The organism is Pelomonas sp. V22 (genome assembly GCF_030014915.1).
Classification (GTDB): domain Bacteria; phylum Pseudomonadota; class Gammaproteobacteria; order Burkholderiales; family Burkholderiaceae_C; genus JAUASW01.
The window spans coordinates 1,333,099-1,360,046 of record NZ_JAGIXS010000001.1; the positions used below are offsets into that span (position 1 = coordinate 1,333,099).

Sequence of the window (26,948 nt, forward strand, 5' to 3'; positions counted from 1 at the left end):
CGCTTGGGGGCGGCCGGGCTTCAGCCGACCTTGAAGCGGGACACCGATTGACGCAGCGCTTCCGCAGAACGCGAGAGCTCATGCACCATGGAGGCCGTCGAGCGCGTGCCCTCGCCGGTCTGCTCGGTCACCGCAAAAATGTGCTGGATGTTCGAAGCCACCTCGTTGGCGGACTGCGCTTCGCTCAGCGCTTGCTGCGAAATCTGCGCGATCAGCTCGTCCAGGCGACGCGACACTTTGTCGATCTCTTCCAGTGCGTTACCGGCCGCGTCAGACAGCTTGGTACCTTGGACCACCCCGACCGTGGAGCGCTCCATGGCGGCCACGGCGTCGTGGGTGTCGGTCTGAATGGTCTTGACCAGCACCGAGATTCGCCGCGTGGCGTCCCCGGAGCGTTCGGCCAGTCGCTGCACTTCTTCCGCCACCACCGAGAAGCCGCGGCCGGCTTCACCGGCGGACGCCGCTTGAATGGCGGCGTTCAGGGCCAGCACATTGGTCTGCTCGGTAATGTCGGAGATCAGCTCGGTGATCTCGCCAATTTCCTGCGAGGACTCACCCAGGCGCTTGATGCGCTTGGAGGTTTCCTGGATGTGGTCGCGGATCTGGTTCATACCGGCGATGTTGTTCTGCATCGCCTGCAGGCCTTGCTCGGCGGCCTGCCGGGAAGCACGTGCCACCTCGGCGGTCTGCTGGGCCTGGCCCGACACCTGGTTGATCCGGCCCGCCATCTGCAGCACGGCCTCGCCGGTGGCGCGGATCTCGTGCAGCTGTTCGGTCGAGGCGGCGAGCAGCTCGGTCGAGGTCTGGTCGACCTGGCCGGTGGTCTCGGTCACACGGGCGGCCGTGCCCTGCACCTGGGTCACCAGATTGCGCAGCTCTTCCACCGTGTAGTTCACCGAGTCGGCAATGGCGCCGGTGATGTCTTCGGTCACCGTCGCTTGCTGCGTCAAGTCGCCTTCAGCGACCGCTTGCAGTTCGTTCATCAGTCGAAGAATGGCGGCCTGGTTGGCGTCGTTGACGCGCTTGGCCTCGGCCTGCTCGGCCTCGGCCTGGGCCTTCTGCTCTTCTGCCATCGTGGCACGCAGCTTCTGGTCGGCCACGTAGAGGCGCAGGAAGCCCACGGCGCCGACGCCCAGGGCCGTCAGCGAGCCCAGCAGCAGCACCAGTTGCCAGAGCTTCACACCACCGCTGGCCTCCAACTGCTGGGCGATGCCGTCCAGGCCTTTGCGCAGCGGTTCGCTGTCGGTCAGGATGGCCGTCTGCGCATCACGCGCCGTCACCAGGCCCTGCAGGTTGGACAGGATGGCAGCGGCCTGGATGCGGGTGTCCTCGTACTGCTTCAGGAGCGTGTTGAGGCGTTCCTTGAACTGCGGATCGCGGGCACCGGGCAGGCGCAGCGAGGGGCTGCCGGCGATCAGGCCCTGGGTGATTTCGCGGAAGGCGTTCAAGTCCTTGCCGAGCAGGAACACCGCCTCGGGGCTCACGCCTTCAGGCGTCAGGAATTCGTTGGCGCTCTTGCCGATACGCTGGGTCAGCATCACGAGCTGGCCCACGGCCGAGATCTCGGCCGGCGAGGCATTGGCCTGCAGGCCTTGCGAGGCCGCAGCCTCGGCGCTCTCCAGCAGGTCGGACGACTGGCGGTTGATCGCGCGCAGCGCCGTGCCCACCTGGGTCAGCACCTTTTCCTGGTCGATCACCAGGCGGCCGCTCTTCTCGGCCCGAGTGACCAGGGGCTGCAGCTTTTCCAGGTCGGGCTGCATCGAGGTGGGCGCGATGGAGATATCACCCTGGCCAGTGCGCAGGGCACTCGTCACGCTGGTGATGGTCTGCACCGATTCGCGCAGCTCGGTGAAGGCGCCGGGGCTGCCGATGATGGCCGAGGACACGGCCTTGGCCATGCGCTGCGACTGCATCATGGCCTGGCCGGTGGCACGCACCTGGGCGGCTGTCTGGTTGGCCCCGACCACGATGAAGGTCACGCCGGCGGCCGTGCCGATCAGGCCCAGGGCCACGGCCGCCGTCAGCGCCCGCTGGTTGCGGGCACTGCTCTTCTTGACGGCCTCGGCCCGCTCGGCACCGATCACGGTGTCGCTCACGGCCGAAGTGGAGGCAAAGCTGCCGGTCTCGTTGAACTCGGGCGGCAGTTGCTGCTCGGACGGCACGGCCTCCGAGATGATGGACGACTCCGGGCGGCTGCCGCTGTCCAGCGGCATGTGGCCGGAGGGACTGAGCGTGTGCTGCTCGTCGTCCTGATCCGCCTGCTGGTCGGCCTTGCCGAGGTTCTTGATCTTGTCCAGGAAGCTCATTACACCCTCTTGTTCAGCTTGGCGACGCTGCGCCGTTCAGACCACGATTCGTACGAAGCGCTCGTTGCGTACCAGCGCTTCCAGATCCAGCACCTGCCATCGCCGCCCTTCGGCATCGCGCATCAGGGCGCCGGCATAACGCGGCCGGCCGGCCGGCAGCTCGCCGGCATCCGGCTGCAGCTGCTCGTTGCCACGCAGGCCGAGCAACTTGTCGACCTGCAGGGCGCAGTTCATGTGCAGCTCGGGATTGAGCGTCACCAGGCGGGTGCCACTGCCCGCCAAGCCCGCTTCGCGCAGGCCCAGGAAGGCGGCCAGGTCGACCACCGTGTAGAGCCCGCCGCGCAGATTGGCCACCCCGGCGAGCCAAGGCTCGGCATAGGGCACGGCCTTCATGGGCACGGGCGTGAAGATTTCGGCCGCCTGGCCGAGCGAGAACAGCAGGCCCACGCCAGCCGCCTCGACCGCCAGCCAGCTGGCAGTGACAGGCTGCTCGCGCGCCGCCTGCATGCGCTCGGCGAGCCGGTGCTGGAGTTCCTTCAGGGCTTCCTTGTTGGCCACGGTGTCAGCCCAGGGCCTTGATCTTGGCCAGCAGCTCTTCAGCCTTGACCGGCTTGACCACGTAGTCGCGCGCGCCCTGGCGGGTGGCCCAGACCTTGTCGGTCTCCTGGTTCTTGCTGGTGCACATGATCACCGGCACGTCGGTGAAGCGCTCGTCGCGGGTGATCGCACGGGTCAGCTGGAAGCCGTTCTGGCCGGGCATCACCACGTCCATCAGGATCAGGTCGGGCTTTTCCTCGGCCAGGCGCACCATGGCCTCCTCGCCGTTCTCGGCCGTGCGCACCGCAAAGCCGCGCTTGACCAGCATCTCGCTGAGGTAGTGCAACTCGGTCTTGGAGTCGTCGACAAGCAGGATCTTCTGGATAGACATGGGGTTCTCCTCGGTGCCGGCCGCCTCAGGCAGCGGTGGGGCGGTGCAACTGCACGGCCTGCAGCAGCTGGTCTTTGGTGAAGGGCTTGGTCAGGTAGTCCTGCGAACCGACCATGCGGCCGCGCGCCTTGTCGAACAGGCCGTCCTTGCTGGACAGCATGATCACCGGCACGGCAGCGAAATGGGGGTTGCGCTTGATGATGGCGCAGGTCTGGTAGCCGTCGAGCCGCGGCATCAGGATGTCGCAGAACACGAGGTCGGGGTGGTAGTCGCTGAGCTTGGACAGCGCATCGAAGCCGTCCTCGGCCAGCACCACCTCATGACCGCCCTGCTTGAGGAAGATCTCGGCGCTGCGGCGTATGGTGTTGCTGTCATCGATGACCAGCACCTTGACGCTGGCGGGCGCGCCTTGGGGAGCAGAAACATCCAAGCTGGGTTCTCCTCGACATGCTAGGGCCGCAGCCCGGGAATGAGGCGCTGATCGATCAGACGATCAGATGCGCACCATCTCGAAGTCTTCCTTGCGGGCGCCGCATTCGGGACAGGTCCAGTTCATGTCCACGTCGGCCCAGGCGGTACCGGGGGCAATGCCGTGTTCGGGGTCACCGGCGGCTTCGTCATAAATCCAGCCGCAGATCAGGCACATCCAGGTACTAGGTTCGCTCACGATGGGTTTGTCAGATCACTACAATGCCAAAGATTGTAGCCACGCCTGTCGGGCCTCTTATAGAGAGAGAAAGCCCGCATGTGGCGGCTCAGGAGGCCGTGCATTTTTACCGGCAAACTGGCCGCCAACGTGGCGAAAAAGCCGCCTGCGGCCCGCCGCTCAACCCGCCTACAACCCGCGCCGCACCATGAGCAAAACCGAAATCCCCGCCGGCGCCGAGTCCGCGCTGCCAGAGGAGCAGGAGGCGCAATCGCCGGCCTGCGTGATGTCCTTCAACGCCAGCGAACCCAGCGGCGCCAGCGGCCTGGCCTGCGACATTGCCACCATTGCCGCCATGGGCGCCCACTGCCTGCCCGTGGTCACCGCCGTGCTGCTGCGCGACACGGCCGAGGTCTTCGACCAGCAGGTCCTGGACAGCGACACCATCGTCGAGCAGGCCCGCAGCATCCTCGAAGACATCACCATCTCCGCCTGGAAGGTCGGCTTCCTCGGCAGCGCCGAGGGTGTCAGCGCCGTGGCCGAGGTGCTCAGCGACTACCCCGACGTGCCCCTGGTGGCCTACCTGCCGGCCATCTCCTGGCTGGATGAAGAGCAGCAGCAAAGCTACCTGGACGCCTTCCGCGAACTGGTGCTGCCCCAGACCTCGGTGCTGGTGGGCAACCACAAGACCCTGACCGACTTCCTGCTGCCCGACTGGGACAGCGAGCGCCCGGCCTCGGCCCGCGAGCTGGCCGTGGCGGCCGGCCAGCATGGCGCCACGCAGGTGCTGGTGACCGGCATCAGCCTGCCCAACCAGTTCGTTGACAACGTGCTGGCCAATCCGCAAGGCCCGATCACCGGCGAGAAGTTCGAGCGCTTCGAGGTCAACTTCGTTGGCGCCGGCGACACGCTGTCCAGCTCGCTGGCCGCCCTGATGGCCGTGGGCGCCGAGCCGCACGAGGCCGTGGGGGAGGCCCTGGCCTTCCTGGACCAGTCGCTGGACGCGGGTTTCCGCCCCGGCATGGGCAATGTGATCCCCGACCGCTTCTTCTGGGCCCTGCCGCCCGAAGGCGAGGAAGGCGAGCTCGAGGGCGAAAACCCGCTGGCCATCACCATGCCTATCGAAGACGAGGAAGCCGAGGAAGAAGCCCCGGCCGAACCCGCGAGCCGCGCGCCGCGCCGCATGCACTGAACCCAGAACCCGTTCCGAGTACCGTTCCCCATGAGCAATCAATCGCTGTTTGAGCGCGCCCAGCGCGTGATCCCTGGCGGCGTGAATTCGCCGGTCCGCGCCTTCCGCGCCGTCGGCGGCACGCCGCGCTTCATCACCAAGGGCGATGGCGCCTACATCTTCGACGCCGAAGGCCAGCGCTACATCGACTACATCGGCTCCTGGGGCCCGATGATCCTCGGACATGGCCACCCGGCCGTGCTGGAGGCCGTGCTGTCGGCCGCCCGTGAGGGCTTCAGCTATGGTGCGCCAACCGAGCGCGAGATCGAGCTGGCCGAGGAGATCATCAAGCTGGTGCCGTCCATCGAGCAGGTGCGCCTGGTGTCCTCGGGCACCGAGGCCACGATGAGCGCCATCCGCCTGGCGCGCGGCGCCACCGGCCGCAGCAAGTTCATCAAGTTCGAGGGCTGCTACCACGGTCACACCGACTCCCTGCTGGTCAAGGCCGGCTCGGGCCTGGCGACCTTCGGCCACCCGACCAGCGCCGGCGTGCCGGCCGAGGTGGCCCAGCACACGCTGGTGCTCGAGTACAACAACGTCGAGCAGCTGGAAGAAGCCTTCCAGCTCCACGGCAAGGAACTGGCCTGCGTGATCATCGAGCCGATCGCCGGCAACATGAACTTCGTGCGTGCCGCCCTGCCTTTCGTGAAGCGCCTGCGCGAGCTGTGCACCGAGTACGGCGCCCTGCTGGTGTTCGACGAGGTGATGACCGGCTTCCGCGTCGGCCTGCACTCGGCGCAAGGCCATTACGCCTCGCTGCTGCCGGGCTTCAAGCCCGACGTGTCGGTGTTCGGCAAGGTCATCGGCGGCGGCATGCCGCTGGCCGCTTTCGGCGCGAGTCGCGAGATCATGGCCCACCTGGCGCCGCTGGGCGGCGTCTACCAGGCCGGCACGCTTTCCGGCAACCCGGTGGCCACCGCCTGCGGCCTGGCCACGCTGCGCGAGATCCAGAAACCGGGCTTCTTCGAGGCCTTGTCGACCAAGACCCAGTATCTGGTCAATGGCCTCAAGAAGGTGGCGGACGAGAACGGCGTGCCCTTCAGCGTCGACTCGCAAGGTGGCATGTTCGGCTTCTTTCTGATGAACGAACTGCCGCAGAACTACCAGACCGTGATGACCACGGACAAGGAGCGCTTCAACCGCTTCTTCCACGGCATGCTGGAGGCCGGCGTCTATCTCGCGCCGGCGCTGTACGAGGCCGGCTTCGTGTCCGCCGCGCACAGCCAGGCCGACCTGGACGCCACGCTGGCGGCCGCGCGCGCCGCGCTGCGCTGATCGCGGGGCCAGGCCATGCACATCCACATCCTCGGCATCTGCGGCACCTTCATGGGCGGCCTGGCGGCACTCGCGCGTGAAGCCGGCCACAAGGTCACCGGCTGCGATGCCAACGTCTATCCGCCGATGTCCACCCAGCTGGAGCAACTGGGCATCGAGCTGATCAGCGGCTTCGGTGCCGAACAGCTCGAACTCGAGCCCGACCTGTTCGTGATCGGCAATGTGGTGACGCGCTCCAGCGAAGGCCGCTTCCCCTTGATGGAAGCCATCCTCGACGCCGGCCTGCCCTACACGAGCGGGCCGCAATGGCTGGCCGAGCATGTGCTGCAAGGCCGCCATGTGCTGGCCGTGGCCGGCACGCATGGCAAGACCACGACCACCTCGATGCTGGCCTGGATCCTCGAGCATGCCGGCCTCAAGCCGGGCTTCCTGGTGGGCGGCGTGCCGGAGAACTTTGGCGTCTCCGCCCGATTGGGCAGCGGCGCGCCCTTCGTGATTGAAGCCGACGAGTACGACACCGCCTTCTTCGACAAGCGCAGCAAGTTCGTCCACTACCACCCGCGCACCGCCATCCTGAACAACCTCGAGTTCGACCACGCCGACATCTTTGCCGACCTGGCCGCCATCGAGACCCAGTTTCACCACCTGGTGCGCACCGTGCCGGCATCGGGCCGCCTCGTTGTCAATGCCCGCGAGGAAGCGCTGCAACGTGTGCTGACCCGAGGCTGCTGGAGCGAGGTCCAACGCTTTGGCGGCCGCAAGGAAGAGCCGGGCCTCTTGCGTGCACGCGGCGAGCCGCAGGCCTTCGACGTGCTGCGCGGCAGCCTCAAGGTGGCCCGTGTCGAGTGGGAACTCTCCGGCGAACACAACCAGCTGAACGCGCTCGCCGCCATCGCCGCCGCCGAGCACCTGGGCGTCACGCCCGAGCAGTCGGCCGCCGCGCTGCGCGAGTTCAAGAACGTCAAGCGCCGCATGGAGCTGCGCGGCGAGGCTGGGGGCGTGAAGGTCTATGACGATTTCGCCCACCACCCCACCGCCATCCGCACCACGGTCAACGGCCTGCGCCGCCGCATCGCCCCGGCCGAGCGCATCCTGGCCGTGTTCGAACCCCGCTCCAACACCATGAAGCTGGGCACGATGAAGGCCCAACTGCCCTGGGCGCTGGAAGAGGCCGACCTGAGCTTCTGCAACCAGGACGGCCTGTCCTGGGACGCCGCCGAGGCCCTGCTGCCGCTGGGCGCGCAAGGCCTGGTCGGTGCCAATGCGGACGCGCTGGTGGCCCTGGTCGTGAAGGCTGCCAAGCCCGGCGACCACATCCTGTGCATGAGCAATGGCGGCTTTGGTGGCATCCACCAGAAGCTGCTGGACGCGCTCTCAAAGAAGGCCTGACCGCAATGATCCTCAGCGAACGAATCGGCCTGCGCCATGCCACCGAAGCCGATCTGCCGCTGCTGATCAAGATGGCTGCCGACCCCGGTGCGCGCGGCGACTTCCTGCCCAAGCGCATGCGCGCTCCGGGCGAACTCGCCAAGCAGTTCGGCGAGAACGGGTTCTCGTCGGACGAGTACGAGATGCTGCTGATCTGCGACCGCCGCGACCCGCAGCAGCGCGTGATCGGCAACGTCGTCCACTTCCGCGCCCGCAGCCGCTACACCACGGCCCGCGAAATCGGCTGGACCATCTTCGACCCCACGCTGCGCGGCCAGGGCTATGCCGGCGAGGCCGCGCGCCTGCTGGTCGACTACCTGTTCGAGAACTTCCAGCAGGTCTACCGGCTGGAGTGCACGGTCTCGGTCCACAACGGCGCCTCACGCGGCGTGGCCGAGAAGATCGGCTTCCAGCATGAAGCACTGGCGCGCGGCCTGCTCTATGTGGGCGGGCAGCCGGTGGATGCGAATACCTTCGGGCTGATCAGGCCGGAGTGGGAAGCCAGGGCGCGCTGAACGCTGGGCGCTGGAGGTAGTCTGCGAAGGCCGTGCCGGCTTCAGCTGTGGCAAGGCTGAGCGATCCGAAATGCACAGCGGAAGTAGCAGGCGCACGCCACCTTGGTGGTTGAGGCCAGTCCCCGAGCAATCGTCGCAAACAAAAAGGCCCGCCGAAGCGGGCCTTCCTGAGCACTACCAAACCAATCAGCTGCGGCTCATCGTCGCCCGCAGCGCCTCGCTCAGGCTGTTCAGGCTCTCCGCCAGGTGGGCGCGGCTTTCCACCGACAAGCCACCCTTGGCCGAAGCCGCACGCAACTCGCTCTGCAGCTGCGTGGCATGCAGGCGCATCAGGCTGAGCGCATCCGGCGGCAGCGTGGCCGAGCCGCGCGTCAGCAGGGCTTGCACGCGCTTCAGGTGCTCGCGCTGCAGGTTGCGGCGCAGGCGGTCGATCTCGGCGCCGCTCTTCAGCTCGGACCACACCGAGTTCTGCAGCGTCAGGTAGACCTCGCTGAGCGAGATCAGGCCACGGCGCTTGGCTTCGGGCACGTAGCTCGGCATGTCCAGCAGGCGCGTGGCCGTGTTCGTCGCGAGCAGGCGGTCCATGGCACCGGTCTGGATGCGGGCCACAGCGGCCGGGATGTTCAGCGGCACGCCGCGATCACCCTCGTTGTAGTCCAGCGTCAGCGAGGCCAGGAACTCGGGGCGGAACTTGAACGAGTCCACACTGAACAGGCCGGTCGACAGGAACTGCAGAGCCTCGCGCTGCTTGGCCGGATCGACCGGCGTGAAGCTGGCGCGGCCGGTGCTGCCCGGCAGGTCGCGCACGGCGTGCATGCCGCCCACGTACTTGCCCACCAGCTCGGCTGCACGGGCCAGCTGCGAGAAGCCCGCCATCAGCGAACGGCGCTGGCGCAGCGGGTCGTCGCCAACCTGCGGCTTGCGGTCCTGCACACGCGCCCACAGCTCTTGCGAGAGCTTGAAGCGCTTCTTGTAATAGGCCAGCGGGTCGTCGCCGAGGTCGAAGCGGTTGGCCAGCGGGTCCATGCCGTCGTAGGCGCCGAAGCCGCCGGCGTCCTGGTCGTCTGCATAGGCCAGCTGCGGCTCGGTGCTGCGGCCGGCGATCTTGGCCAGCTCGGCCGCTTCCTGATCCTTGGCAATCGGCTTGTAGGCGTACTCGATGGCCCAGTAGTCGTAGGGGCCGAGGGTGTGCGGGTTGTAGGCCGCCTGTGCCTCGCCCTTGAGTGCCAGGTTGACGGCGTTGTAGTCCATCACCGAACCCGAGATCGGGTTCTTGTCGGTCCAGGCCTTGTCCTTCAGCTGCGCCTGCGTGACCGTGGTCGAGGCCTTGAAGTTGTGCTTCAGGCCCAGCGTATGGCCCACCTCATGCATGATCGTGTCCTTGATCACCGACTGCACATAGGCCTCGGCCTCGGGGCTGTCGGGCGCGATCTCGCCACGGGCTTCCAGCACGTCGAGCGCAAAGCTCATGTCGGCGGCGGCCTCATGGGCGTAGTTGCAGAACGCGGCCTCGTCGTGGCTGTGGCCCAGGCGGCCCAGTGGCAGGTCGGCGCTCTTGCCGATGTCTTCGACGATCAGGCGGCGCGAGCCGCGCGAGAACACGTCGCTCATGCCAATGTCGGCATCGAGGATTTCACCGGTGCGCGGGTCGGTGTTGCTCGGGCCGATGGCGAAGCCCACGTCAGCGCCGACGAACCAGCGGATCGAGGCATGGCCGGCGTCCATGTTGTCCCAGTCGGCGTCGTCGGGCTGCTGCTTGGCCACGACGGCATTCTTGAAGCCGATCTTCTCGAAGGCCTTGTTCCACTCGGTGATGCCAGCCTCGACCGAGGCGCGATAGCGAACCGGGATGTTCTTGTCCATCCAGTAGACGATGGGCTTGACCGGCTCGGACAGCGCCGCCGCCGGATCCTTCTTCTCCAGACGCCAGCGGTGGATGTAGTGCACGCGGTTGGCGGCCTTCATGTCGCCGCCCAGGTCGGTGAAGCTCTCGGCGAAATGGCCGAGGCGCGGGTCGGCCGCGCGCGTGGCCATCAGCTGCTCGGGCAGGGCCGCGAAGCTGTAGACGAAGCTGACGAACAGGCTGCGCGGATCCGGCGTGGCGCGCGGCGGCGTGGGCGTCGGGATCGGCGACGGCATCAGCGGCGGTGCCGGGATGCGCGCCGTGGCGAAGTGCATGCGCGTGGTCAGCGTCGAGAGCTCCTTCTCGGCGCGGGTGCTTTCGAACGAGGAGTTGGCGCGGTCCAGCGCGAACGGCAGGCGGTAGGCCATTTCCAGGTTGGTGGAATAGCCGGCAATGTCGCTGAACAGGAAGCCAGCATCGATCAGCACCGACTTGCGGGTCGGATGCTCGGCGCTCGCGACCGCTGCCGAGGCGATCAGGCTCGGCGAGAAGGCCTGCTCGATGGCGCGGGCCGAGCCCTGGTCGGACACGGCACGGAACTTGGTGTTGGGCGCGATCAGCTGGATCTGGTTGCCGACGCGGCGGAACTCGATCATCCAGTCGCCCGACATCTGGCTGGCGTAGAGGCCGCGCTCACCGACGGCATTGGCCACATTGACGGTGAACAGCAGCGGCTTGCCGAGCAGGGCCTTGGGCACTTCGAGCCAGACCTTCTCGTCCTTGCGCCAGATCGGGATGAGGCCGTCCTGCTGCTTGGCGTCCTTGATCACGTCGGCAAAAGGCTTGGGCGCGGTCGGGTCGGCCGGCGGGCGCGGTGCAGCGGCGGCGGTGGGGGCGGCGCCCGAGGCGGCCGATGCGGCAGCGGCAGCAGCAACCGGAGCGGCAGCCGGCGTGGCGGCGGCAGTGGGCGCGGTGGTCGGTGCCGTGGTGGCACAGGCGCTCAAGAGGGCCACGGCGGCGGCGATGGCCGACAGGCTCAGGGGCGAGGCAGACGAAAGCTTCATTCGGTCATTCCTTCTTTGTTCAGGACAGGTCGCCAGGGCGAAGGCGCAACTCTCGCTGCGACGAGCGCCGGCGTCAATCGAGGCCAACGTGGCCCGGCCCCGGAAATCCACGCTTCGTCGCATAGACTTGCCCGCCATGCGCGCCACCCACCTGCTCTACCTGCATGGCTTCCGTTCGTCGCCGGCCTCGGCCAAGGCGCGGCGCATGGCGCAATGGGTGGCCAAGCAGCGCCCCGACCTGCAGTTCGCCTGCCCGCAACTGCCGCCCTCGCCGCGCGAGGCCATGGCCCTGGTGCAGCAGCTGACCGGTGACTGGCCGGCCGAGAGCATGGCCGTGATGGGCAGCTCGCTCGGCGGTTTCTATGCCACCCATGTGGCCCAGCAGCGCGGCTGCCGCGCCGTGCTCCTGAACCCCGCCGTCGACCCGGCCCGCGACCTGGCCGCCTACATCGGCGAGCAGAGCTGCTGGCAGAACCCGGACGAGCATTTCTTCTTCCGCGCCGAATTCGTCGACGAGCTGCGTCAGCTGGCCGTTGGCGAGCTGGCGCATCCTGAGCGCCTGCTGGCCGTCATCGCCAAAGGCGACGAGGTGCTGGACTGGCGCGAGATGCACGCCCGCTACGCGCCCTGCCGCATCAAGCTGCTGGAAGGCAGCGACCATGGCCTCGCCGACTTCGACGACTACCTCCAAGAACTGACGGACTTCCTGCTGCTATGAGACTCGCCAACAAGATCTGCATCATCACCGGCGCCGCCCAGGGCATCGGCCTCGCCACCGCTTTGAAGTTCGCCCGCGAGGGCGCAACCGTGGTCGTCTGCGACCTCAAGCCCGAGGGCGTGGAAGCCGCGGTCGAGGCCTGCCAGAAGCTGGGCGCCGCGGCGGAGGGCCACACGGTGGACGTGACCGACCGCGTCTCGGTGGACCTGATGGTGGCCGCCGTGCTGGCCCGGCATGGCCGCATCGACGTGCTGGTCAACAACGCCGGCATCACCAAGGACGCACGGCTGCAGAAGATGACGCTGGCGCAGTTCGATGCGGTGATCGACGTCAACCTGCGCGGCGTCTTCCACTGCGCCCAAGCCGTGGCCGACACCATGGTGGCCCAAGGCGGCGGCGTGATCCTGAACGCCAGCTCGGTGGTGGGCATCTACGGCAACTTCGGCCAGACCAACTACGCGGCCACCAAGTTCGGCGTGATCGGCTTTACCAAGACCTGGAGCCGCGAACTGGGCCCCAAGGGCGTGCGCGTCAATGCCGTGGCGCCGGGCTTCATCGAGACCCCCATCCTCGGCACCATCCCGCAGAAGGTCATCGACGAGATGCAGGCCCATGTGCCGCTGCGTCGCCTCGGCAAGCCCGAGGAGATCGCCAATGTCTACGCCTTCCTGGCCAGCGACGAGGCCAGCTATGTCAATGGCGCGGTGCTGGAGGTGTCGGGCGGGATGACGGTCTGAGCGGCGCTTCGGCGCGGCACAGCTCGTCGTAGGTCTTGGAGGGGCGGCCGTAAAGGTCGGTCAGCGGTCTCGGCTTTTCCACAAAGACCGGCGAAGCAAAGCTGTCGGCCTCCGTCTGGCCGAGCCAGGCAATGCCCGCCAGGTCCAGCACCGTGGGGAAGACATCGCGATGGCTGATCTTGCGGTCCAGGTTGGCCTGCAAGGCAGCCATCTGCCGGCCACGGTCGCGGCGATAGGCCTCGTTGGCCCAGACCAGCAGGGGCACCTCCAGGTCCTGGCAGCTGGGCGTGGGCCGCGCATGCATGAAGAGCTGGTCCTGGTCGTCGAACAGGCTTTCGCCATGGTCCGAGGTGTAGAGCATCAGCACCGGCCGTTGCTCGGCCCGCAGCGTACCGGTCAGGCGCGCCATGAACTGGTCCAGCGCCACCACCGTGTTGTCATAGGAGTTGATTGCCTCCCGCTTGTGCCTCGCCTCAGGGTGTCCGGGCACGCCGCTGTCACTCAGCGTCGGGCGAAACACGCGAGCCTCGTTCGTGTAGCGCTCCTCGTAGGGGAAATGGCTGCCCATCATGTGCAGCACCGCCAACTGCCGGGGACCGCCCTGCCGGACGAACGACTGGAACGGCAGCAGCAGGCTGGTGTCCTTGCGGAAGTGGAAGTCCTGGCTGTCGGTCGAATGATCCAACACGTCCGCCGCGCGGCTCAGATCGGTGACTTCCTGGTTCGACAGCCAGGCGGTCTTGAACCCCGCTTCCTTGAAGGTCTGGATCAGGGAGGCGTGGCCGCCCGCGACCTGGCGGGTCACGATGCGCGGCACGGCAGCCGCGGTCCACTGCGCCGTCGAGGCCACGTCGCGGAAGGAGATCAGCTCGTCTCGATGCCGGTCCATCCAGGGCGTGGTCGGGCGCGCATAGCCGTTGAGGCTGAGGTGATCGCGCCGCACGCTTTCGCCGATCACGAGAACCACCAGCAAGGCCTGCTGGTCCTGGCTGCGGCCCTGCACGCTGGCGGTCAGCCTCTGCTGGCCGTCACGCGCCAGGCTGCGCTGCAGTGACAGCAGCACATTGACCGGAAACACGAGGTTGGCCGTTTGCGCATCAAACAGCGGCGGCAGCTTGACGTGCTGGGCCAGGTCCTGCCGGCCCAGCAGGCCCACCATGGCGTACAGCAGCACCAGGGCCAGCGTGGGCTTGCGCCAGGGCCAGCGTGCAGAGGCCCCCAGACTCCAGCTCAGGCCAAGATAGGCCAGTGTCACGACGGGGACCCACAACAGCTTCCAGCCAAAGGCCGCGACCATGGTGAGCGAATCGCGCCAATCGGTATGCAGCGCCGCCGAGATCAGCACGTCGCCCGGCACGCTGCGGTAGTAGGCGCACAGGAAGACATAGACCGGAATCAGCGGCACCACGGGCGCCCACAGCAGGAAATAGCAGCGCAGGCTGCGGATCACGCAAAGCGGCAGCGCAAGCACAAACAACGTGAGCAGCACGACGGCCAGCAACTCACCAGACTCCAGCCCCTGCACCAGGGCCGGCGTCGCCAGGCCCGGCAACCAGAGCAGCAGACCCAGCAGCACGAACTTGAGACGATCGACAGCGCGCATTGGAACGGCCGGCACAGCAGCGCAACGCCGTGCACCCGAGGGCCCGCAGTGGTGGGGGCCGCATGATACTCAGCGCCTGCCGTTGCAAGCGCTTTGATGGAGGGCGGCGGCAAGCTGAAAAGCCAACCCTGTTGGCAACCGGCGCCCGTCTGAGCGCGCGCCATGTTCGGCGACAATGCCGGCCATATGTTCGCCCTGTTCGATGAAGCCGGAAAATTCCTCGCCGGCCGCGTGATGTCCGAAGCCGACAGTTCCATGCAGGTGGAGCTGGACTCGGGCAAGCGCGTCAAAGTGAAGGCAGCCAATGTGCTGCTCAAGTTCGACAAGCCCGCCCCCGCCGAGCTGATCGCCGAGGGCCAGCGCCTGGCCCAGGAGATCGACCTGGACCTGGCCTGGGAATTCGCCCCCGACACCGAGTTCGGCTTTGCCGAACTGGCACGCGACTATTTCGACGCCAAGGCCGGCATCACGCACCAGGCCGCCGCGCTGTTCCGCCTGTTCGAGGCGCCGCATTACTTCCGCCGCGCCGGCAAGGGCCAGTTCAAGAAGGCACCGGAAGACATCGTCAAGGCCGCCCTGCTCGGCATCGAGCGCAAGAAGCAGCAGGCCTTGCAGATCGAGGCCTGGGCCGCCGAGCTGGCCGCCGGCACCTGTCCGGCAGCCATCAAGGACCAGATCTACAAGATCCTGTTCAAGCCCGACAAGAACGGCCCCGAGTACAAGGCCGTGGTCGAGGCGACCAAGCTGGCGCACAAGGCGCCGCTGGACCTCTTGAAGGACGCCGGCGCCATCACCAGCGCCTACCAGTTCCACTGGAAGCGCTTCCTGTTCGAGAACTTCCCCAAGGGCACGGGCTTCCCCGCGCTCACCGCGCCAGAAATCAAGGACGAGCTGCCGCTCGCGCCCGTAGCCGCCTTCTCGATCGACGACTCGGCCACGACCGAGATCGACGATGCGCTGTCGGTGCAGGGCCTCGGCACGGGCACCGTGATCTTCGGCGTGCACATTGCCGCGCCGGGCTTGGCGATCCAGCCCGACTCGGCCGTCGACAAGGTCGCGCGCGACCGGTATTCCACCGTCTACATGCCCGGCTGGAAGCTGACCATGCTGCCGGACGAGGTGGTGCAGGTCTACACGCTGACCGAAGGCCGCGACTGCCCGGCTGTGTCGCTCTACGTGACCATGGACGAGGCCACGCTGGCCGTGAAGGGCAGCGAGACCAAGCTCGAGCGCGTGCCGATCAAGAGCAATCTGCGCCACGACAAGCTGGACAACGTGATCACCGAGGCCACGCTCAGCGGCGCCGAGCCGGCCACTTACGAATTCGCGCCGGAGCTGGCCTTTGCCTTCCGCCTGGCCAAGCATCTGAAAGCGCAGCGCGAGGTGGTGCGCGGCAAGCCCGAGACCTTCAACCGGCCGGACTACAACTTCCGCCTGAGCTCGGGCGGTGAGCGCGAGCCCGATGGCACGGAAGAGGTCAGCATCAGCACCCGCGCCCGCGGCACGGCGCTGGACCTGATCGTGGCCGAGGCCATGATCCTGGCCAATTCCACCTGGGGCGGCTGGCTCAACGAGCTGGGCCTGCCCGGCATCTACCGCAGCCAGGCCAGCCTCGCGCCCGGCATCAAGGTGCGCATGGGCACCAAGGCCCTGCCCCACGCCGGCATGGGCGTGGCGCAATACACCTGGGCGACCTCGCCGCTGCGCCGCTATGTGGACCTGGTCAACCAGTGGCAGATCATTGCCTGCGCCCGCCATGGCCGCACGGCCGCCCTGGTGGCGCCGTTCAAGCCCAAGGATGCGGCGCTGTTCTCGATCATCTCGGGTTTCGACGCCGCCTACAGCGCCTACAACGGCTTCCAGTCCGGCATCGAGCGTTACTGGACGCTGCGCCACCTGGCGCAGAACGGCATCACCGAACTGACGGCCGCCGTGATGAAGGACGGCCTGGTTCGCGCCGACGAGCTGCCCCTCGTGTTCAAGGCCCTGGGTTGCGAACCATTGCCACGCGGCAGCCATGTCAAGGTGCGCATCACCGGCCTCGACGAGATGACGCTGGACGTGCATGCCACGCTGATTGAACGCCTGGATGAGGCACCAGCGGCAGCCACTGAGGAAGAAGCCGAGGATGACGAGGTCGAGGCCAGCGGCCCGCTGACCTTGGCCATCGACGTCAACGCCGACGAGGCACCCGCCGAGGGCAGCACCGCCTGACGATGACGGCCAAGACGAAGCTCTCGACCCTGCATCTCGCCTTGCTGGTGTCCCTGGGGGCCCACGCGGGCCTCTTGACGCTTCGCATCGTCGATCCCGAGAGCTTCAACCGCATCTTCCAGGACACGCCGCTGGAGGTGGTGCTGGTCAACACCAAGGCCAACGAAGCCTCGGAAAAACCGCAGGTGCTGGCACAGGCCAATCTGGCCGGCGGCGGCAACACCGAGGTCGGCCGCGCCACCTCGCCGCTGCCGCCGTCCAAGGTGCTGGAGATCGGCGAGGCCAGCGAGGTCCAGCATGCGCGCATCGACGATCTGCGCCAGCAGCAGCAGCAGTTGCTCGCGCAACTGCGCCGCGACATCGCCTTGCTGCCCCCGCCCGACCCGCAGCGTGAAAAGGGCTCGCAGGAAGCGCGCGAGCAGGCCGAGCGGCGCCGCCAGCTGGTGCAGATCCTGGCGACCATCGAGAAGCGGGTCAACGAAGAGAACGCCCGCCCGCGCAAGCGCTACATCAGCCCGGCCACCCGCGAGGTGGTCTACGCCCAGTACTACGACGCGCTGCGCCGCCGTATCGAGGAGCGCGGCACGCGCAACTTCCCCGAGTTCCGAGGCCAGAAGCTGTATGGCGAGCTGACCATGAACATCCATGTGGACCAGCGCGGTCGCGTGATCGAGACCGACATCGTCGCGTCCTCCGGCAATGCCAACCTGGACCGCCGGGCCGAGGCCATCGTCAGCGCGGCCGCGCCCTTTGGCAATTTCACGAATGCCATGAAGCGCGGCGCCGAGGTGCTGGTGATCACCTCGCGCTTCAAGTTCACCCGCGACGAGGGTCTCGAGACCACGCTGAGCGGGCGCTGACAGGAATAGAGAGAGAACAATGGATCGCTACGCCGTGGCCGGCAACCCGGTCGAACACAGCCAGTCGCCCTGGATCCACGCGGCCTTCGCCGCGCAGACCGGCCAGCAGCTGGACTACGGCCGGTTGCTGTGCCCGCTGGATGGTTTTGCGCCAACGCTGAAGCAGTTCGCGGCCGAAGGCGGCCGGGGCTGCAGCGTGACCGTGCCCTTCAAGTTCGAAGCCTTCGAGCTGGCGTCGCGCCGCAGCGAGCGCGCCCTGCTCGCCGGTGCGGCCAATACCTTGCGCTTTGATGCCGACGGCTGGTTCGCCGACAACACCGACGGCGTGGGCCTCCTGCGCGACATCGAGCGCAATGCGGCCCGGCCGCTGGCGGGCAAGCGCCTGCTGCTGATTGGCGCCGGCGGTGCCTCGGCCGGCGTGCTGGGCCCGCTGCTGGCAGCACGGCCTGCCGAGCTGGTGCTGGCCAATCGCAGCGTGGACAAGGCCGAGGCCCTGGTGGCATCGCATGCCGCATGGGCTTCTCACTACGGCGTGAGCTTGCGTGCCTCGGCGCTCGATGCCTGCGGCACGGGCTTCGACGTCGTCGTCAATGCCACCGCCGCCAGCCTGGCCGGCGCCGGCGTGCCGGTGTCGGGCGAGGTGCTCGCCCCGGGGGCGCTGGCACTGGACATGATGTACGGCCCCAAGGCCCAGCCCTTCCTCGATTGGGCCGCAGCCCATGGCGCCGAGGGCCGTGACGGCCTGGGCATGCTGGTCGAGCAGGCCGCCGAGGCTTTTGAAGTCTGGCGGGGCGTGAAGCCGGAAACCGCCTCGGTGCTGGCGGCGCTGCGCGCGCGGCTCAAGGCCTGATCATGCTCAAGCAGCTCTGGCGCTTGCTGGCCCTCGCCCTGCTGGGCGTGCTCGCGCTGCAGCTCTATTTCGCCGGCCGCATCGCCTTGATGAACTGGCTCGCGCCGCAGTCCACCAGCTTCCAACGCTCGGAGATGGCGCGCATCGCCACCGAAAAGCATCAGCTGCTGTGGAGCCAGGACTGGGTCGACAGAGACCAGATCTCGCCCAATCTGCGCCGGGCGGTCATCGCCAGCGAGGACGCCGGCTTTGCGGACCACAGCGGTGTGGACTGGGACGCACTGGAGAAGGCCTGGGACAAGAACCAGCGCGAGCAGGCCAGGGTCGACAAGCGCGTGGCCCGCAACCCGGCAGCGCCGACCAAGCCGGTGGCCAAGGTGGTGGGCGGTTCCACCATCACCCAGCAACTGGCCAAGAACCTGTTCCTCAGCAGCGAGCGCAACCTCGTGCGCAAGGGCCAGGAATTCCTGATCACCTTCATGCTGGAAGGCCTGCTGAGCAAGCGCCGCATCCTCGAGATCTATCTGAACAATGTGGAATGGGGCGAAGGCGTTTTTGGCGCCCAGGCGGCGGCCCGTCACTACTTCCATGTGGACGCAAAGAACCTCAGCGCCAACCAGGCCGCCCGGCTGGCCGTGATGCTGCCGGCGCCCAAGCGCTTCGAGAAGCGGCCGGCCTCGCCCTATGTGCTGGCGCGGGCTGGCACGGTGGAAGCGCGGATGGGTGCGGTGGAACTGCCATGAGTGATATCAAGCAGGAGATTGCGGTGACGGCCGCCCGCCTCGTGGTCGAGGAAGGCCTGGAGTACGGTCCGGCCAAGCAGCGCGCGGTCAAGCAGCTCGGCCTGAACCGCCGCGCCGAGCTGCCGGACAACGATGAGCTGGAAGACCAGGTGCGCGAGTACCTGGCCCTGTTCTGCGCCGACACCCAGCCGGCCGAGCTGGCCGCGCTGCGGGCGCTGGCCGCCCAGTGGATGGAGCGGCTGGCCGAGTTCCGACCGCATCTCTCCGGCGCGGTCTGGCGCGGTACGGCCACGCGGCTTTCCAATATTCACCTGCAACTGTTCTGCGACGACAGCAAGTCGACCGAGATCGCCCTGATCAACCAGGGCCTGGACTATGAGGTCGGCAGCAGTACCGTCCATGGCAGGCAGATCGACGTGCTGGGCCTTTCCGTGCCCTGCCGCGAACTCGGGGAGCCGGTGCTGGTGCTGCTCTCCATCCTCGACCACGACGACCTGCGCGGCGCCCTGAAGCCCGACGCCCGAGGCCGCAGCGAGCGCGGCGACCTGGCGGCCCTGCGCCAACTGATTGAGAAGGAAAGCATGCAGCCATGACGAATGACACCCTAGACGCGGGCAAGCGCCGCCTGCTGATGATTGGCGTTGGCCTGGCCGCCGCCGCCGCCGGCCTGACCGTGGCCTTGCGCCGCAAGGACAAGGGCGCACCGCCGCCGCCAGCGCTGAGCGCTGACGCCGAGGCCTTGGGCCAGGTCTGGTCGGCCAGCTTCGACAGGCCCGGTGGCGGTCAGCTGCAACTGGCGCCGCTGCGCGGCAAGCCGCTCTTGATCAATTTCTGGGCCACCTGGTGCGCCCCCTGCGTCAAGGAGCTGCCCGAGCTGAACGAGTTCCAGCGCGAGTTCGCGGCCAAGGGCTGGAAGGTGGTGGGTCTCGCCATCGACAAGCCCGAGGCGGTGCAGGAGTTCCTGCGCAAGGTGCCGGTCGATTTCGACCTGGGCCTGGCCGGATTGACCGGCACGGATCTGGCGCGCAAACTCGGCAACCCTCAGGGCGGCCTGCCCTTCAGCGTGGCTTTCAATGCCGAAGGCCAGCCTTACTGGACCAAGCTGGGGCCGACCAGCCTCGCTGAGCTGCGAGAACTGGCGAACTCAAAAGCCTGAACCGGTCAAGCGATAAATTTCAGGCTAGTTAGCAGGATTGGGGCCTAAAAAGCGTAAAGTCCAGCCTTTCTCGCTTCTAGTGTCTGCGCTCTAATGGGCCAGGACGCGCCGCTGATGCAAATTCTGGTACTTCACGGACCCAATCTCAACCTCCTTGGCAGCAGGGAGCCACAGATCTATGGTTCGCGAACTTTGGCTGAAATCGATGCTGATCTCATAGAGATGGCAACGAAAGCCGGAGTCCAGCTGGAATGCTTCCAGAGCAACCACGAAGGTGCCCTGGTGGACCGCATCCAAGCGGCGGGCCGGGACGGATGCCGCTTCGTCATCATCAATCCGGCGGCTTACACCCATACCAGCGTGGCCGTCCGCGACGCGCTGGCCGGCGTGGGCCTGCCCTTTGTCGAAGTGCATCTGTCCAATATCCACAAGCGCGAAGCCTTCCGGCAGCACAGCTATTTCTCGGACCTCGCCGACGGAGTGATCTGCGGCTTGGGGCCGATGGGCTACCGGCTCGCCTTGCAGTACGCGCTCGACAAGCTCGCCCGCCCCAGCTAGGCCACAAGCCTGAACGGGGCAGCCCGGCACTGGAAACTCAAGATACAACTTATTCCGTTGGAGAAGACCTCATGGATCTGCGCAAGCTCAAGACCCTGATCGACCTGGTGTCCGAGTCGAATATTTCCGAACTCGAAATCACCGAGGCCGATGGCAAGGTGCGCATCGTCAAGCAGGATGGCTCAGCGATGGTGCCGATGACCCAGGTCATGCAGGCGCCGATGGCCGCCCCGGCCGTGGCCGCCGCGCCCGTCGCAACTGCCGCTCCGGTGGCCGCGGCCCCGGCCGAGGAAGTGGGTCACAAGGTCAAGTCGCCGATGGTCGGCACCTTCTACCGCTCCAGCAGCCCCAATGCCAAGCCTTTCGTTGAAGTGGGTCAGAGCATCAAGGAAGGCGAGGCCATCTGCATCATCGAAGCGATGAAGATCATGAACGAGATCGAAGCCGACAAGACCGGCACGGTCACCAAGATCCTGGTCGAGAACGGCCAACCGGTGGAGTTCGGCCAAGCGCTGTTCATCATTGAGTAAGGCGCTGCAGTCATGTTCAAGAAGATATTGATTGCGAACCGGGGCGAGATCGCCCTGCGCATCCAGCGCGCGTGTCGCGAGCTCGGCGTCAAGTCGGTGGTCGTGTACTCCGAAGCTGACCGCGATGCCAAGTACGTGAAGCTGGCCGATGAGGCCGTCTGCATCGGCCCGGCGCCGTCGAGCCAGAGCTACCTCAGCATGCCGGCCATCATCGCCACGGCCGAGGTCACGGACGCCGAAGCCATCCACCCCGGCTACGGCTTCCTCAGTGAGAACGCCGACTTCGCCGAGCGCGTCGAGCGCAGCGGCTTCACCTTCATCGGCCCCACGTCGGAAAACATCCGCATGATGGGCGACAAGGTCTCGGCCAAACAAGCCATGATCCGCGCCGGCGTGCCCTGCGTGCCGGGCTCCGAAGGCGCCCTGCCCGAGGATCCGAAGGAGATCATCAAGATCGCCCGCGCGGTCGGCTACCCGGTCATCATCAAGGCCGCTGGTGGCGGTGGTGGCCGCGGCATGCGCGTGGTCCACACCGAGGCTGCCCTGGTCAATGCGGTGCAGATGACGCGCACCGAAGCTGGCGCCGCCTTCGGCAATCCGCAGGTCTACATGGAGAAGTTCCTGGAGAACCCGCGCCACGTGGAAATCCAGATCCTCGCCGACAGCCACAAGAACGCCGTCTGGCTGGGTGAGCGCGACTGCTCGATGCAGCGCCGCCACCAGAAGATCATCGAGGAAGCGCCGGCACCGGGCATTCCGCGCCGCTCGATCGAGAAGGTGGGCGACCGCTGCGCCGCCGCCTGCAAGAAGATGGGCTATCGCGGCGCCGGCACCTTCGAGTTCCTGTACGAGAACGGCGAGTTCTATTTCATCGAGATGAACACGCGCGTGCAGGTCGAGCATCCGGTCACCGAGATGGTCACCGGCATCGACATCGTGCAGCAGCAGATCAAGATTGCCGCCGGCGAGAAGCTGCCGTTCACGCAGCGCAACATCGAGATGCGCGGCCATGCGATCGAGTGCCGCATCAATGCGGAAGACCCGGTCAAGTTCGTGCCCTCGCCCGGCCGCATCACGACCTGGCACGCCCCCGGCGGCCCCGGCGTGCGTGTGGACTCGCATGCCTACACGAACTACTTCGTGCCACCGACCTACGACTCGATGATCGGCAAGATCATCTGCCACGGCGACACCCGCGAGCAGGCCATGGCCCGCATGCGCATCGCCCTGTCGGAAACGGTGGTCGAAGGCATCCAGACCAACATCCCGCTGCACCGCGAGCTGATGGCCGACGCCAAGTTCATGGAAGGTGGCACCAGCATCCACTATCTTGAGAGCTGGATGAGCGAGCACAAACGCTGATGACCATGAGCGATCCCAATCTGCATGAGCTGGTGCTGATCTGCGGCGAAGACGACGTCGAGACCGTCAGCGATGCGCTGATGGAACTCGACGCGCTGGCCGTCTCGGTGGAAGACGCCGATGCCGACACCGATGCCGAGAAGGCCCTCTTTGGCGAGCCCGGCATGCCGGCCCCCAAGGGTGGTTGGCAGCGCTCAGCCGTGCGCGCGCTGTTCCCCGGCGAGGCCGAGGCCACCGAGTGCGCCACGCTGATACTCGCGCAGGACTGGGCCGCCAACGTCCATGTGCAGACCATCCAGCAAGTGCCCGAGCAGGACTGGGTGCGCCTGACGCAATCGCAGTTCGCGCCGGTGGAGATCACGCCGGAGTTCTGGATCGTGCCGTCCTGGCATGAAGCACCGGCACAAGCGAAGAAGGTGATGCGGCTGGACCCGGGCCTCGCCTTCGGTACCGGCACGCACCCGACGACGCGCATGTGCCTGCGCTGGATCGCCCATCACGCCGACCTGGCCACTGGCTGGGATCGCGTGCTCGACTACGGTTGCGGCTCCGGCATCCTCGCCATCGGCGCGGCCCTGCATGGCGCCCGCGCCATTGACGCGGTAGACATTGACCCGGCCGCCATCATCTCGACCGAGGCCAATGCCGCGGCCAACCAGGTCGCGTCGATCAGGGCCGCCCTACCCGATGTGGCACAAGGCAGCTACCCGCTGGTGCTGGCCAACATCCTGGCCACGCCACTGCGCCTGCTCGCGCCCCTGCTGTGCGCCCACGTGGCCGCTGGTGGCCACCTGGTGCTGGCAGGCATCCTGGCTCGCCAGGCCGACGAGTTGAAAGAGGCCTATGCCCCTTGGCTGCAGCTCGATGTCAGCGACAGCGAAGAGGGCTGGATCCTGATGACGGCTCAGCGCCCCGCTTGATGCCGGGCTGTTCCGCTGAGGGTCGCCCTGGGGTCTGGTCTTGCCTGGCACATGGCATGATTCGCCCATGAGCCTGGCCACCCGCTGCACCGCCTGCGGCACCATCTTCAGGGTGGTGCAGGACCAGTTGCGCGTCTCCGATGGCTGGGTGCGCTGCGGCCGCTGCGCCGAAGTGTTCGACGCACGCGAGCAGCTGTTTGACATGGACCGCGAGCCGCCACCCGTCTGGCCGGCACCCGGCCTGCCGAGCGCGTCGAGCCTCGCGGAACCGCAGGCCATGGCAAGCGAAGCCGCCGCAATCGAGGCTGAGCCTGAAGTCATCGTCGTCGCGCCCGCGCCGGCCTACGAACCAGCCTACCAGCCGGAGCACGAACCCGAGTTCGCGCCCGCAGTGCCGGCACCGGCCGCCCCACCGCCGGACCAGCCTGCCGCGTCACCACCCGCCGCCCACATCGAGCCTCATTTCGACGAGCCGCTCGTGGCGCAAGAGCCGCACGAACCCATCGAGCCGCCCAGCATCGAGCTCGACCCGCAACCCGACGTGGTGCTGGCGCCGCGCCTCGCCGAGCTCGCCGCCGATCCGGCCGATGCACCCAGCCCGGCCGTTGCCGAGAAGACCGCCACGCCAGAGTTCGTCCGCCGCGCCCAGGCGCAGCAGCGCTGGCAGCGCCCCGGCGTCCGTGTGGCTCTCGGCCTGGCCTGTGGCCTGCTCCTCGGCCTGCTGGCCGGCCAGTTTGCCTGGCAATTCCGCGATGCCTTGGCGGCCCAGTATCCAGAAGCCGCACCAACGCTGAACGCCGCCTGCGAAGCCCTGGGTTGCAAGGTCCAGCCCTGGCGCCACATCGAGGCCATTTCGGTCGAACAGACGGCGCTGAGCCAGGCCGGTTCGGGCAATCACTACAAGCTGGCGCTCACCCTGCGCAACAAGTCGGTCCATGAGCTCGCCCTGCCCTGGGTGGACCTGAGCCTCACCGACGCGAGTGGCCAGCTCGTCGCGCGCCGCATGCTCTCGCCGGCCGACTTCAATCTGAAGACCGACCGCCTCAGCCCCCATGCCGAGCAACCGCTGCAACTGGTGTTCGGCAGCGGCAGCCAGCGCGTGGCGGGCTATACCGTCGAGATCTTCCACCCCTGAGCCGCAAAGGCTCGCAGGCTCCGTGCGGACGGAGCGGATGGAACAGGGCTAGACCGCTTCAGCCATAAAAAAACCCGGCCTGGGCCGGGTTTCTCAAACCCCGACAGGGCCGGGGTTCTAGCGTCGCCTAACGGCGCTTCACTCAGGGCTTGTTGCCCGTCGGGAAGGGCCATGCAGCTTGCGGGCTCAGTGCCGTCTTGGCAGCGGGCGCGGGAGCAGCAGCGGCAGGCTTGGCGGCCGGGGCAGCCTTCTTTGCAGGCGGCTTGGCAGCGGCAGGCTTGGCAGCGGCCTTGGGAGCAGCAGCCTTCTTGGGAGCAGCAGCCTTCTTGGGCGCAGCAGCCTTCTTAGGAGCGGCAGCCTTCTTGGGCGCAGCAGCCTTCTTAGGAGCAGCGGCCTTCTTTGCCGGAGCAGCCTTCTTGGGAGCAGCAGCCTTCTTGGCCGGAGCAGCCTTCTTAGGAGCGGCGGCCTTCTTTGCCGGAGCAGCCTTCTTAGGAGCAGCAGCCTTCTTTGCCGGAGCAGCCTTCTTAGGAGCAGCGGCCTTCTTTGCCGGAGCAGCCTTCTTAGGAGCAGCAGCCTTCTTTGCCGGAGCAGCCTTCTTGGGAGCAGCAGCCTTCTTGGCCGGAGCGGCCTTCTTAGGAGCAGCAGCCTTCTTGGCCGGAGCGGCCTTCTTTGCCGGAGCAGCCTTCTTCGCTGCGGGCTTCTTGGCCGGAGCGGCCTTCTTCGCGGGAGCGGCCTTCTTGGCCGGCGCCTTCTTTGCAGTTGCCATTACAGTTCTCCTTGATCAAGGTAAGAAGCACTGTCCAACTCACGGCAACGCCGCTCGTTGAACAGTTATTCACCACCCGAAGTCGCCCAGGAGGAGCGCCCCGGTGCGGTGAATGGGTTTGCGCTTTCGCCCGCCTCGGCTTCATCAAGTGGCCAAGGTCGCGCTCAAGCGCCAATCTTTCAAACTCTTTCTCAATGAACGGTCAGGCAACAGCACACGCCTTGCCAAACCCGTTCATTCAATCCCAGCTGAGCGCACCACCCGATTGGTATTCGATGACGCGCGTCTCGAAGAAGTTGCGTTCCTTCTTCAGGTCAATCATTTCGCTCATCCAGGGGAACGGGTTTTCCTCGTTCGGGAAGAGCTCCTCGAGGCCGATCTGCACCGCACGACGGTTCGCGATGAAGCGCAGATAGCCCTTGAACATCGAAGCATTGAGGCCCAACACGCCACGCGGCATGGTGTCCTCGGCATAGCGATACTCGAGCTCGACGGCCTTCAGGAACAGGGCCTTGATCTCGGCCTTGAACTCTGCCGTCCAGAGCATCGGGTTCTCAAGCTTGATCTGGTTGATCAGGTCGATACCGAAGTTGCAGTGCATGGACTCGTCGCGCAGGATGTACTGGTACTGCTCAGCGGCACCGGTCATCTTGTTCTGCCGTCCCATGGCCAGGATCTGCGTGAAGCCGACGTAGAAGAACAGGCCTTCCATCAGGCAGGCAAAAACGATCAGGCTCTTCAAGAGCGTCTGGTCGTTGGCCGTGGTGCCGGTGACGAAGTTCGGGTTCATGATCGCTTCGATGAAGGGGATCAGGAACTCGTCCTTGTCGCGGATCGACTTGACTTCGTTGTAGGCGTTGAAGATCTCGCTCTCATCAAGGCCGAGGGACTCGACGATGTACTGGTAAGCGTGCGTGTGGATCGCTTCTTCGAAGGCCTGGCGCAGCAGGAACTGGCGAGCCTCGGGCGCCGTGATGTGGCGGTAGGTGCCCAGCACGATATTGTTGGCGGCCAGTGAATCCGCCGTCACGAAGAAGCCGAGATTGCGCTTGATGATGCGGCGCTCGTCTTCGGTCAGACCATTCGGGTCCTTCCACAAGGCGATGTCGCGCGACATGTTCACTTCCTGCGGCATCCAGTGATTGGCGCAGGTGGCGAGGTACTTTTCCCAAGCCCACTTGTACTTGAACGGCACCAGTTGATTGACGTCGGTCTGGCCGTTGATGATGCGCTTGTCAGCGGCCTTCACACGGCGCTCGGTGGCGGCGGGAGTGACTGCTGCAGCGGGGCTGGAATGCGAGGGGGAGACTGAACCGCTCGCGACCTGAGCAAGACTCGGTGCGACGTTGGTAGTGACTCGTTGAGCGGGCTTCAGTTCTTCTTCCCAATCAAGCATGGTGGGGCTTCCTATCGAGGCGAATTATCGGAGTGTTGTGTTCAAACACCAAGGACTTCTTGACAGCAAATGCGCTTCGCTGTTGCTCGACTGCATCGACTTTTCTCACGCAACGCGTGCTTCAAGTTCGAGGCAATCAAGTGTTCATCGATGCATCCACGCAA

At 66.6% G+C, this 26,948-nt stretch carries 26 protein-coding genes; 17 read left to right on the top strand and 9 right to left on the bottom strand.

Annotated elements, in window-relative coordinates:
- Nucleotides 1–20 precede the first annotated feature (20 nt).
- From J7U46_RS06045 to J7U46_RS06065, 5 genes are all read right to left on the bottom strand, one after another.
- Nucleotides 21–2,306, bottom strand: coding sequence for a methyl-accepting chemotaxis protein (locus tag J7U46_RS06045; protein WP_282823918.1), 2,286 nt, complete (start codon nucleotides 2,304–2,306; stop codon nucleotides 21–23).
- Between the two features lie 36 nt (nucleotides 2,307–2,342).
- The gene (locus J7U46_RS06050; protein WP_282823919.1) at nucleotides 2,343–2,864 is read right to left on the bottom strand and encodes a chemotaxis protein CheW; all 522 of its coding nucleotides are present in this window, start codon (nucleotides 2,862–2,864) and stop codon (nucleotides 2,343–2,345) included.
- Between the two features lie 4 nt (nucleotides 2,865–2,868).
- Complete coding sequence (locus J7U46_RS06055) at nucleotides 2,869–3,234, bottom strand: response regulator (RefSeq protein WP_282823920.1); 366 nt, start codon at nucleotides 3,232–3,234, stop codon at nucleotides 2,869–2,871.
- A 25-nt stretch (nucleotides 3,235–3,259) separates the two neighbouring features.
- Nucleotides 3,260–3,664 carry a response regulator gene (locus J7U46_RS06060; protein ID WP_282823921.1) on the bottom strand — a complete coding sequence of 135 codons (405 nt, stop codon included), beginning with the start codon at nucleotides 3,662–3,664 and terminating at the stop codon, nucleotides 3,260–3,262.
- Nucleotides 3,665–3,727: 63 nt separating this feature from the next.
- The gene (locus tag J7U46_RS06065; RefSeq protein ID WP_133604594.1) at nucleotides 3,728–3,880 is read right to left on the bottom strand and encodes a rubredoxin; all 153 of its coding nucleotides are present in this window, start codon (nucleotides 3,878–3,880) and stop codon (nucleotides 3,728–3,730) included.
- 208 nt (nucleotides 3,881–4,088) lie between these two features.
- On the opposite strand from J7U46_RS06065, the gene J7U46_RS06070 reads away from it, so the two are divergent.
- Genes J7U46_RS06070 through J7U46_RS06085 form a run of 4 tightly spaced genes read left to right on the top strand, consistent with a single transcriptional unit; the run spans nucleotide 4,089 to nucleotide 8,329 of the window.
- Entirely contained in the window at nucleotides 4,089–5,072 is a 984-nt protein-coding gene (locus J7U46_RS06070) for a bifunctional hydroxymethylpyrimidine kinase/phosphomethylpyrimidine kinase (RefSeq protein ID WP_349239483.1), read from the top strand.
- A gap of 30 nt (nucleotides 5,073–5,102) precedes the next feature.
- A complete protein-coding gene (hemL, locus tag J7U46_RS06075; protein ID WP_282823922.1) occupies nucleotides 5,103–6,386 on the top strand; it encodes a glutamate-1-semialdehyde 2,1-aminomutase in 1,284 nt (427 codons plus the stop codon).
- 15 nt (nucleotides 6,387–6,401) lie between these two features.
- Nucleotides 6,402–7,775, top strand: coding sequence for a UDP-N-acetylmuramate:L-alanyl-gamma-D-glutamyl-meso-diaminopimelate ligase (gene mpl, locus J7U46_RS06080; protein WP_282823923.1), 1,374 nt, complete (start codon nucleotides 6,402–6,404; stop codon nucleotides 7,773–7,775).
- A gap of 5 nt (nucleotides 7,776–7,780) precedes the next feature.
- Nucleotides 7,781–8,329, top strand: a complete 549-nt coding sequence (locus J7U46_RS06085) for a GNAT family protein (RefSeq protein ID WP_282823924.1) — start codon at nucleotides 7,781–7,783, stop codon at nucleotides 8,327–8,329.
- A 186-nt stretch (nucleotides 8,330–8,515) separates the two neighbouring features.
- Here J7U46_RS06085 and J7U46_RS06090 read toward each other — a convergent pair whose 3' ends face one another.
- Nucleotides 8,516–11,236, bottom strand: a complete 2,721-nt coding sequence (locus J7U46_RS06090) for a zinc-dependent metalloprotease (protein WP_282823925.1) — start codon at nucleotides 11,234–11,236, stop codon at nucleotides 8,516–8,518.
- Nucleotides 11,237–11,372: 136 nt separating this feature from the next.
- On the opposite strand from J7U46_RS06090, the gene J7U46_RS06095 reads away from it, so the two are divergent.
- A complete protein-coding gene (locus J7U46_RS06095; RefSeq protein WP_282823926.1) occupies nucleotides 11,373–11,954 on the top strand; it encodes a YqiA/YcfP family alpha/beta fold hydrolase in 582 nt (193 codons plus the stop codon).
- The gene (gene fabG, locus J7U46_RS06100) at nucleotides 11,951–12,691 is read left to right on the top strand and encodes a 3-oxoacyl-ACP reductase FabG (protein ID WP_282823927.1); all 741 of its coding nucleotides are present in this window, start codon (nucleotides 11,951–11,953) and stop codon (nucleotides 12,689–12,691) included. Before J7U46_RS06095 ends, fabG begins: the two co-directional genes overlap by 4 nt.
- Here fabG and J7U46_RS06105 read toward each other — a convergent pair.
- Nucleotides 12,648–14,294, bottom strand: coding sequence for a phosphoethanolamine transferase (locus J7U46_RS06105; protein ID WP_282823928.1), 1,647 nt, complete (start codon nucleotides 14,292–14,294; stop codon nucleotides 12,648–12,650). The genes fabG and J7U46_RS06105 overlap by 44 nt on opposite strands.
- 186 nt (nucleotides 14,295–14,480) lie before the next feature.
- Here J7U46_RS06105 and J7U46_RS06110 point away from each other — a divergent pair, with 186 nt between their 5' ends.
- The 11 genes from J7U46_RS06110 (at nucleotide 14,481) to J7U46_RS06160 (ending at nucleotide 24,622) form a co-directional block, all read left to right on the top strand.
- Nucleotides 14,481–16,508, top strand: coding sequence for an RNB domain-containing ribonuclease (locus tag J7U46_RS06110; protein WP_282824999.1), 2,028 nt, complete (start codon nucleotides 14,481–14,483; stop codon nucleotides 16,506–16,508).
- Nucleotides 16,509–16,510: 2 nt separating this feature from the next.
- Nucleotides 16,511–17,368, top strand: a complete 858-nt coding sequence (locus tag J7U46_RS06115) for a TonB family protein (RefSeq protein ID WP_282823929.1) — start codon at nucleotides 16,511–16,513, stop codon at nucleotides 17,366–17,368.
- Nucleotides 17,369–17,387: 19 nt separating this feature from the next.
- On the top strand, nucleotides 17,388–18,218 hold the full coding sequence (gene aroE / locus J7U46_RS06120) for a shikimate dehydrogenase (RefSeq protein ID WP_282823930.1): 831 nt from the start codon (nucleotides 17,388–17,390) through the stop codon (nucleotides 18,216–18,218).
- Nucleotides 18,219–18,220: 2 nt separating this feature from the next.
- On the top strand, nucleotides 18,221–18,961 hold the full coding sequence (mtgA, locus tag J7U46_RS06125) for a monofunctional biosynthetic peptidoglycan transglycosylase (protein WP_282823931.1): 741 nt from the start codon (nucleotides 18,221–18,223) through the stop codon (nucleotides 18,959–18,961).
- A complete protein-coding gene (locus tag J7U46_RS06130) occupies nucleotides 18,958–19,554 on the top strand; it encodes a hypothetical protein (protein WP_282823932.1) in 597 nt (198 codons plus the stop codon). The genes mtgA and J7U46_RS06130 overlap by 4 nt, the downstream gene beginning before the upstream one ends.
- Nucleotides 19,551–20,117, top strand: coding sequence for a TlpA disulfide reductase family protein (locus J7U46_RS06135; protein WP_282823933.1), 567 nt, complete (start codon nucleotides 19,551–19,553; stop codon nucleotides 20,115–20,117). Before J7U46_RS06130 ends, J7U46_RS06135 begins: the two co-directional genes overlap by 4 nt.
- 111 nt (nucleotides 20,118–20,228) lie before the next feature.
- On the top strand, nucleotides 20,229–20,675 hold the full coding sequence (aroQ, locus tag J7U46_RS06140; protein ID WP_282825000.1) for a type II 3-dehydroquinate dehydratase: 447 nt from the start codon (nucleotides 20,229–20,231) through the stop codon (nucleotides 20,673–20,675).
- Between the two features lie 71 nt (nucleotides 20,676–20,746).
- The gene (gene accB, locus J7U46_RS06145; RefSeq protein WP_282823934.1) at nucleotides 20,747–21,205 is read left to right on the top strand and encodes an acetyl-CoA carboxylase biotin carboxyl carrier protein; all 459 of its coding nucleotides are present in this window, start codon (nucleotides 20,747–20,749) and stop codon (nucleotides 21,203–21,205) included.
- Between the two features lie 12 nt (nucleotides 21,206–21,217).
- On the top strand, nucleotides 21,218–22,567 hold the full coding sequence (accC, locus tag J7U46_RS06150) for an acetyl-CoA carboxylase biotin carboxylase subunit (protein WP_282823935.1): 1,350 nt from the start codon (nucleotides 21,218–21,220) through the stop codon (nucleotides 22,565–22,567).
- A gap of 20 nt (nucleotides 22,568–22,587) precedes the next feature.
- A complete protein-coding gene (gene prmA, locus J7U46_RS06155) occupies nucleotides 22,588–23,487 on the top strand; it encodes a 50S ribosomal protein L11 methyltransferase (protein ID WP_282825002.1) in 900 nt (299 codons plus the stop codon).
- Nucleotides 23,488–23,554: 67 nt separating this feature from the next.
- A complete protein-coding gene (locus J7U46_RS06160) occupies nucleotides 23,555–24,622 on the top strand; it encodes a zinc-ribbon and DUF3426 domain-containing protein (RefSeq protein ID WP_282823936.1) in 1,068 nt (355 codons plus the stop codon).
- 142 nt (nucleotides 24,623–24,764) lie between these two features.
- On the opposite strand, the gene J7U46_RS06165 is transcribed toward J7U46_RS06160, so the two are convergent.
- Together J7U46_RS06165 and J7U46_RS06170 are read right to left on the bottom strand one after the other, a co-directional pair.
- On the bottom strand, nucleotides 24,765–25,388 hold the full coding sequence (locus J7U46_RS06165) for a histone (protein WP_282823937.1): 624 nt from the start codon (nucleotides 25,386–25,388) through the stop codon (nucleotides 24,765–24,767).
- A gap of 238 nt (nucleotides 25,389–25,626) precedes the next feature.
- Nucleotides 25,627–26,784 carry a ribonucleotide-diphosphate reductase subunit beta gene (locus J7U46_RS06170; RefSeq protein ID WP_282823938.1) on the bottom strand — a complete coding sequence of 386 codons (1,158 nt, stop codon included), beginning with the start codon at nucleotides 26,782–26,784 and terminating at the stop codon, nucleotides 25,627–25,629.
- Nucleotides 26,785–26,948 lie beyond the last annotated feature (164 nt).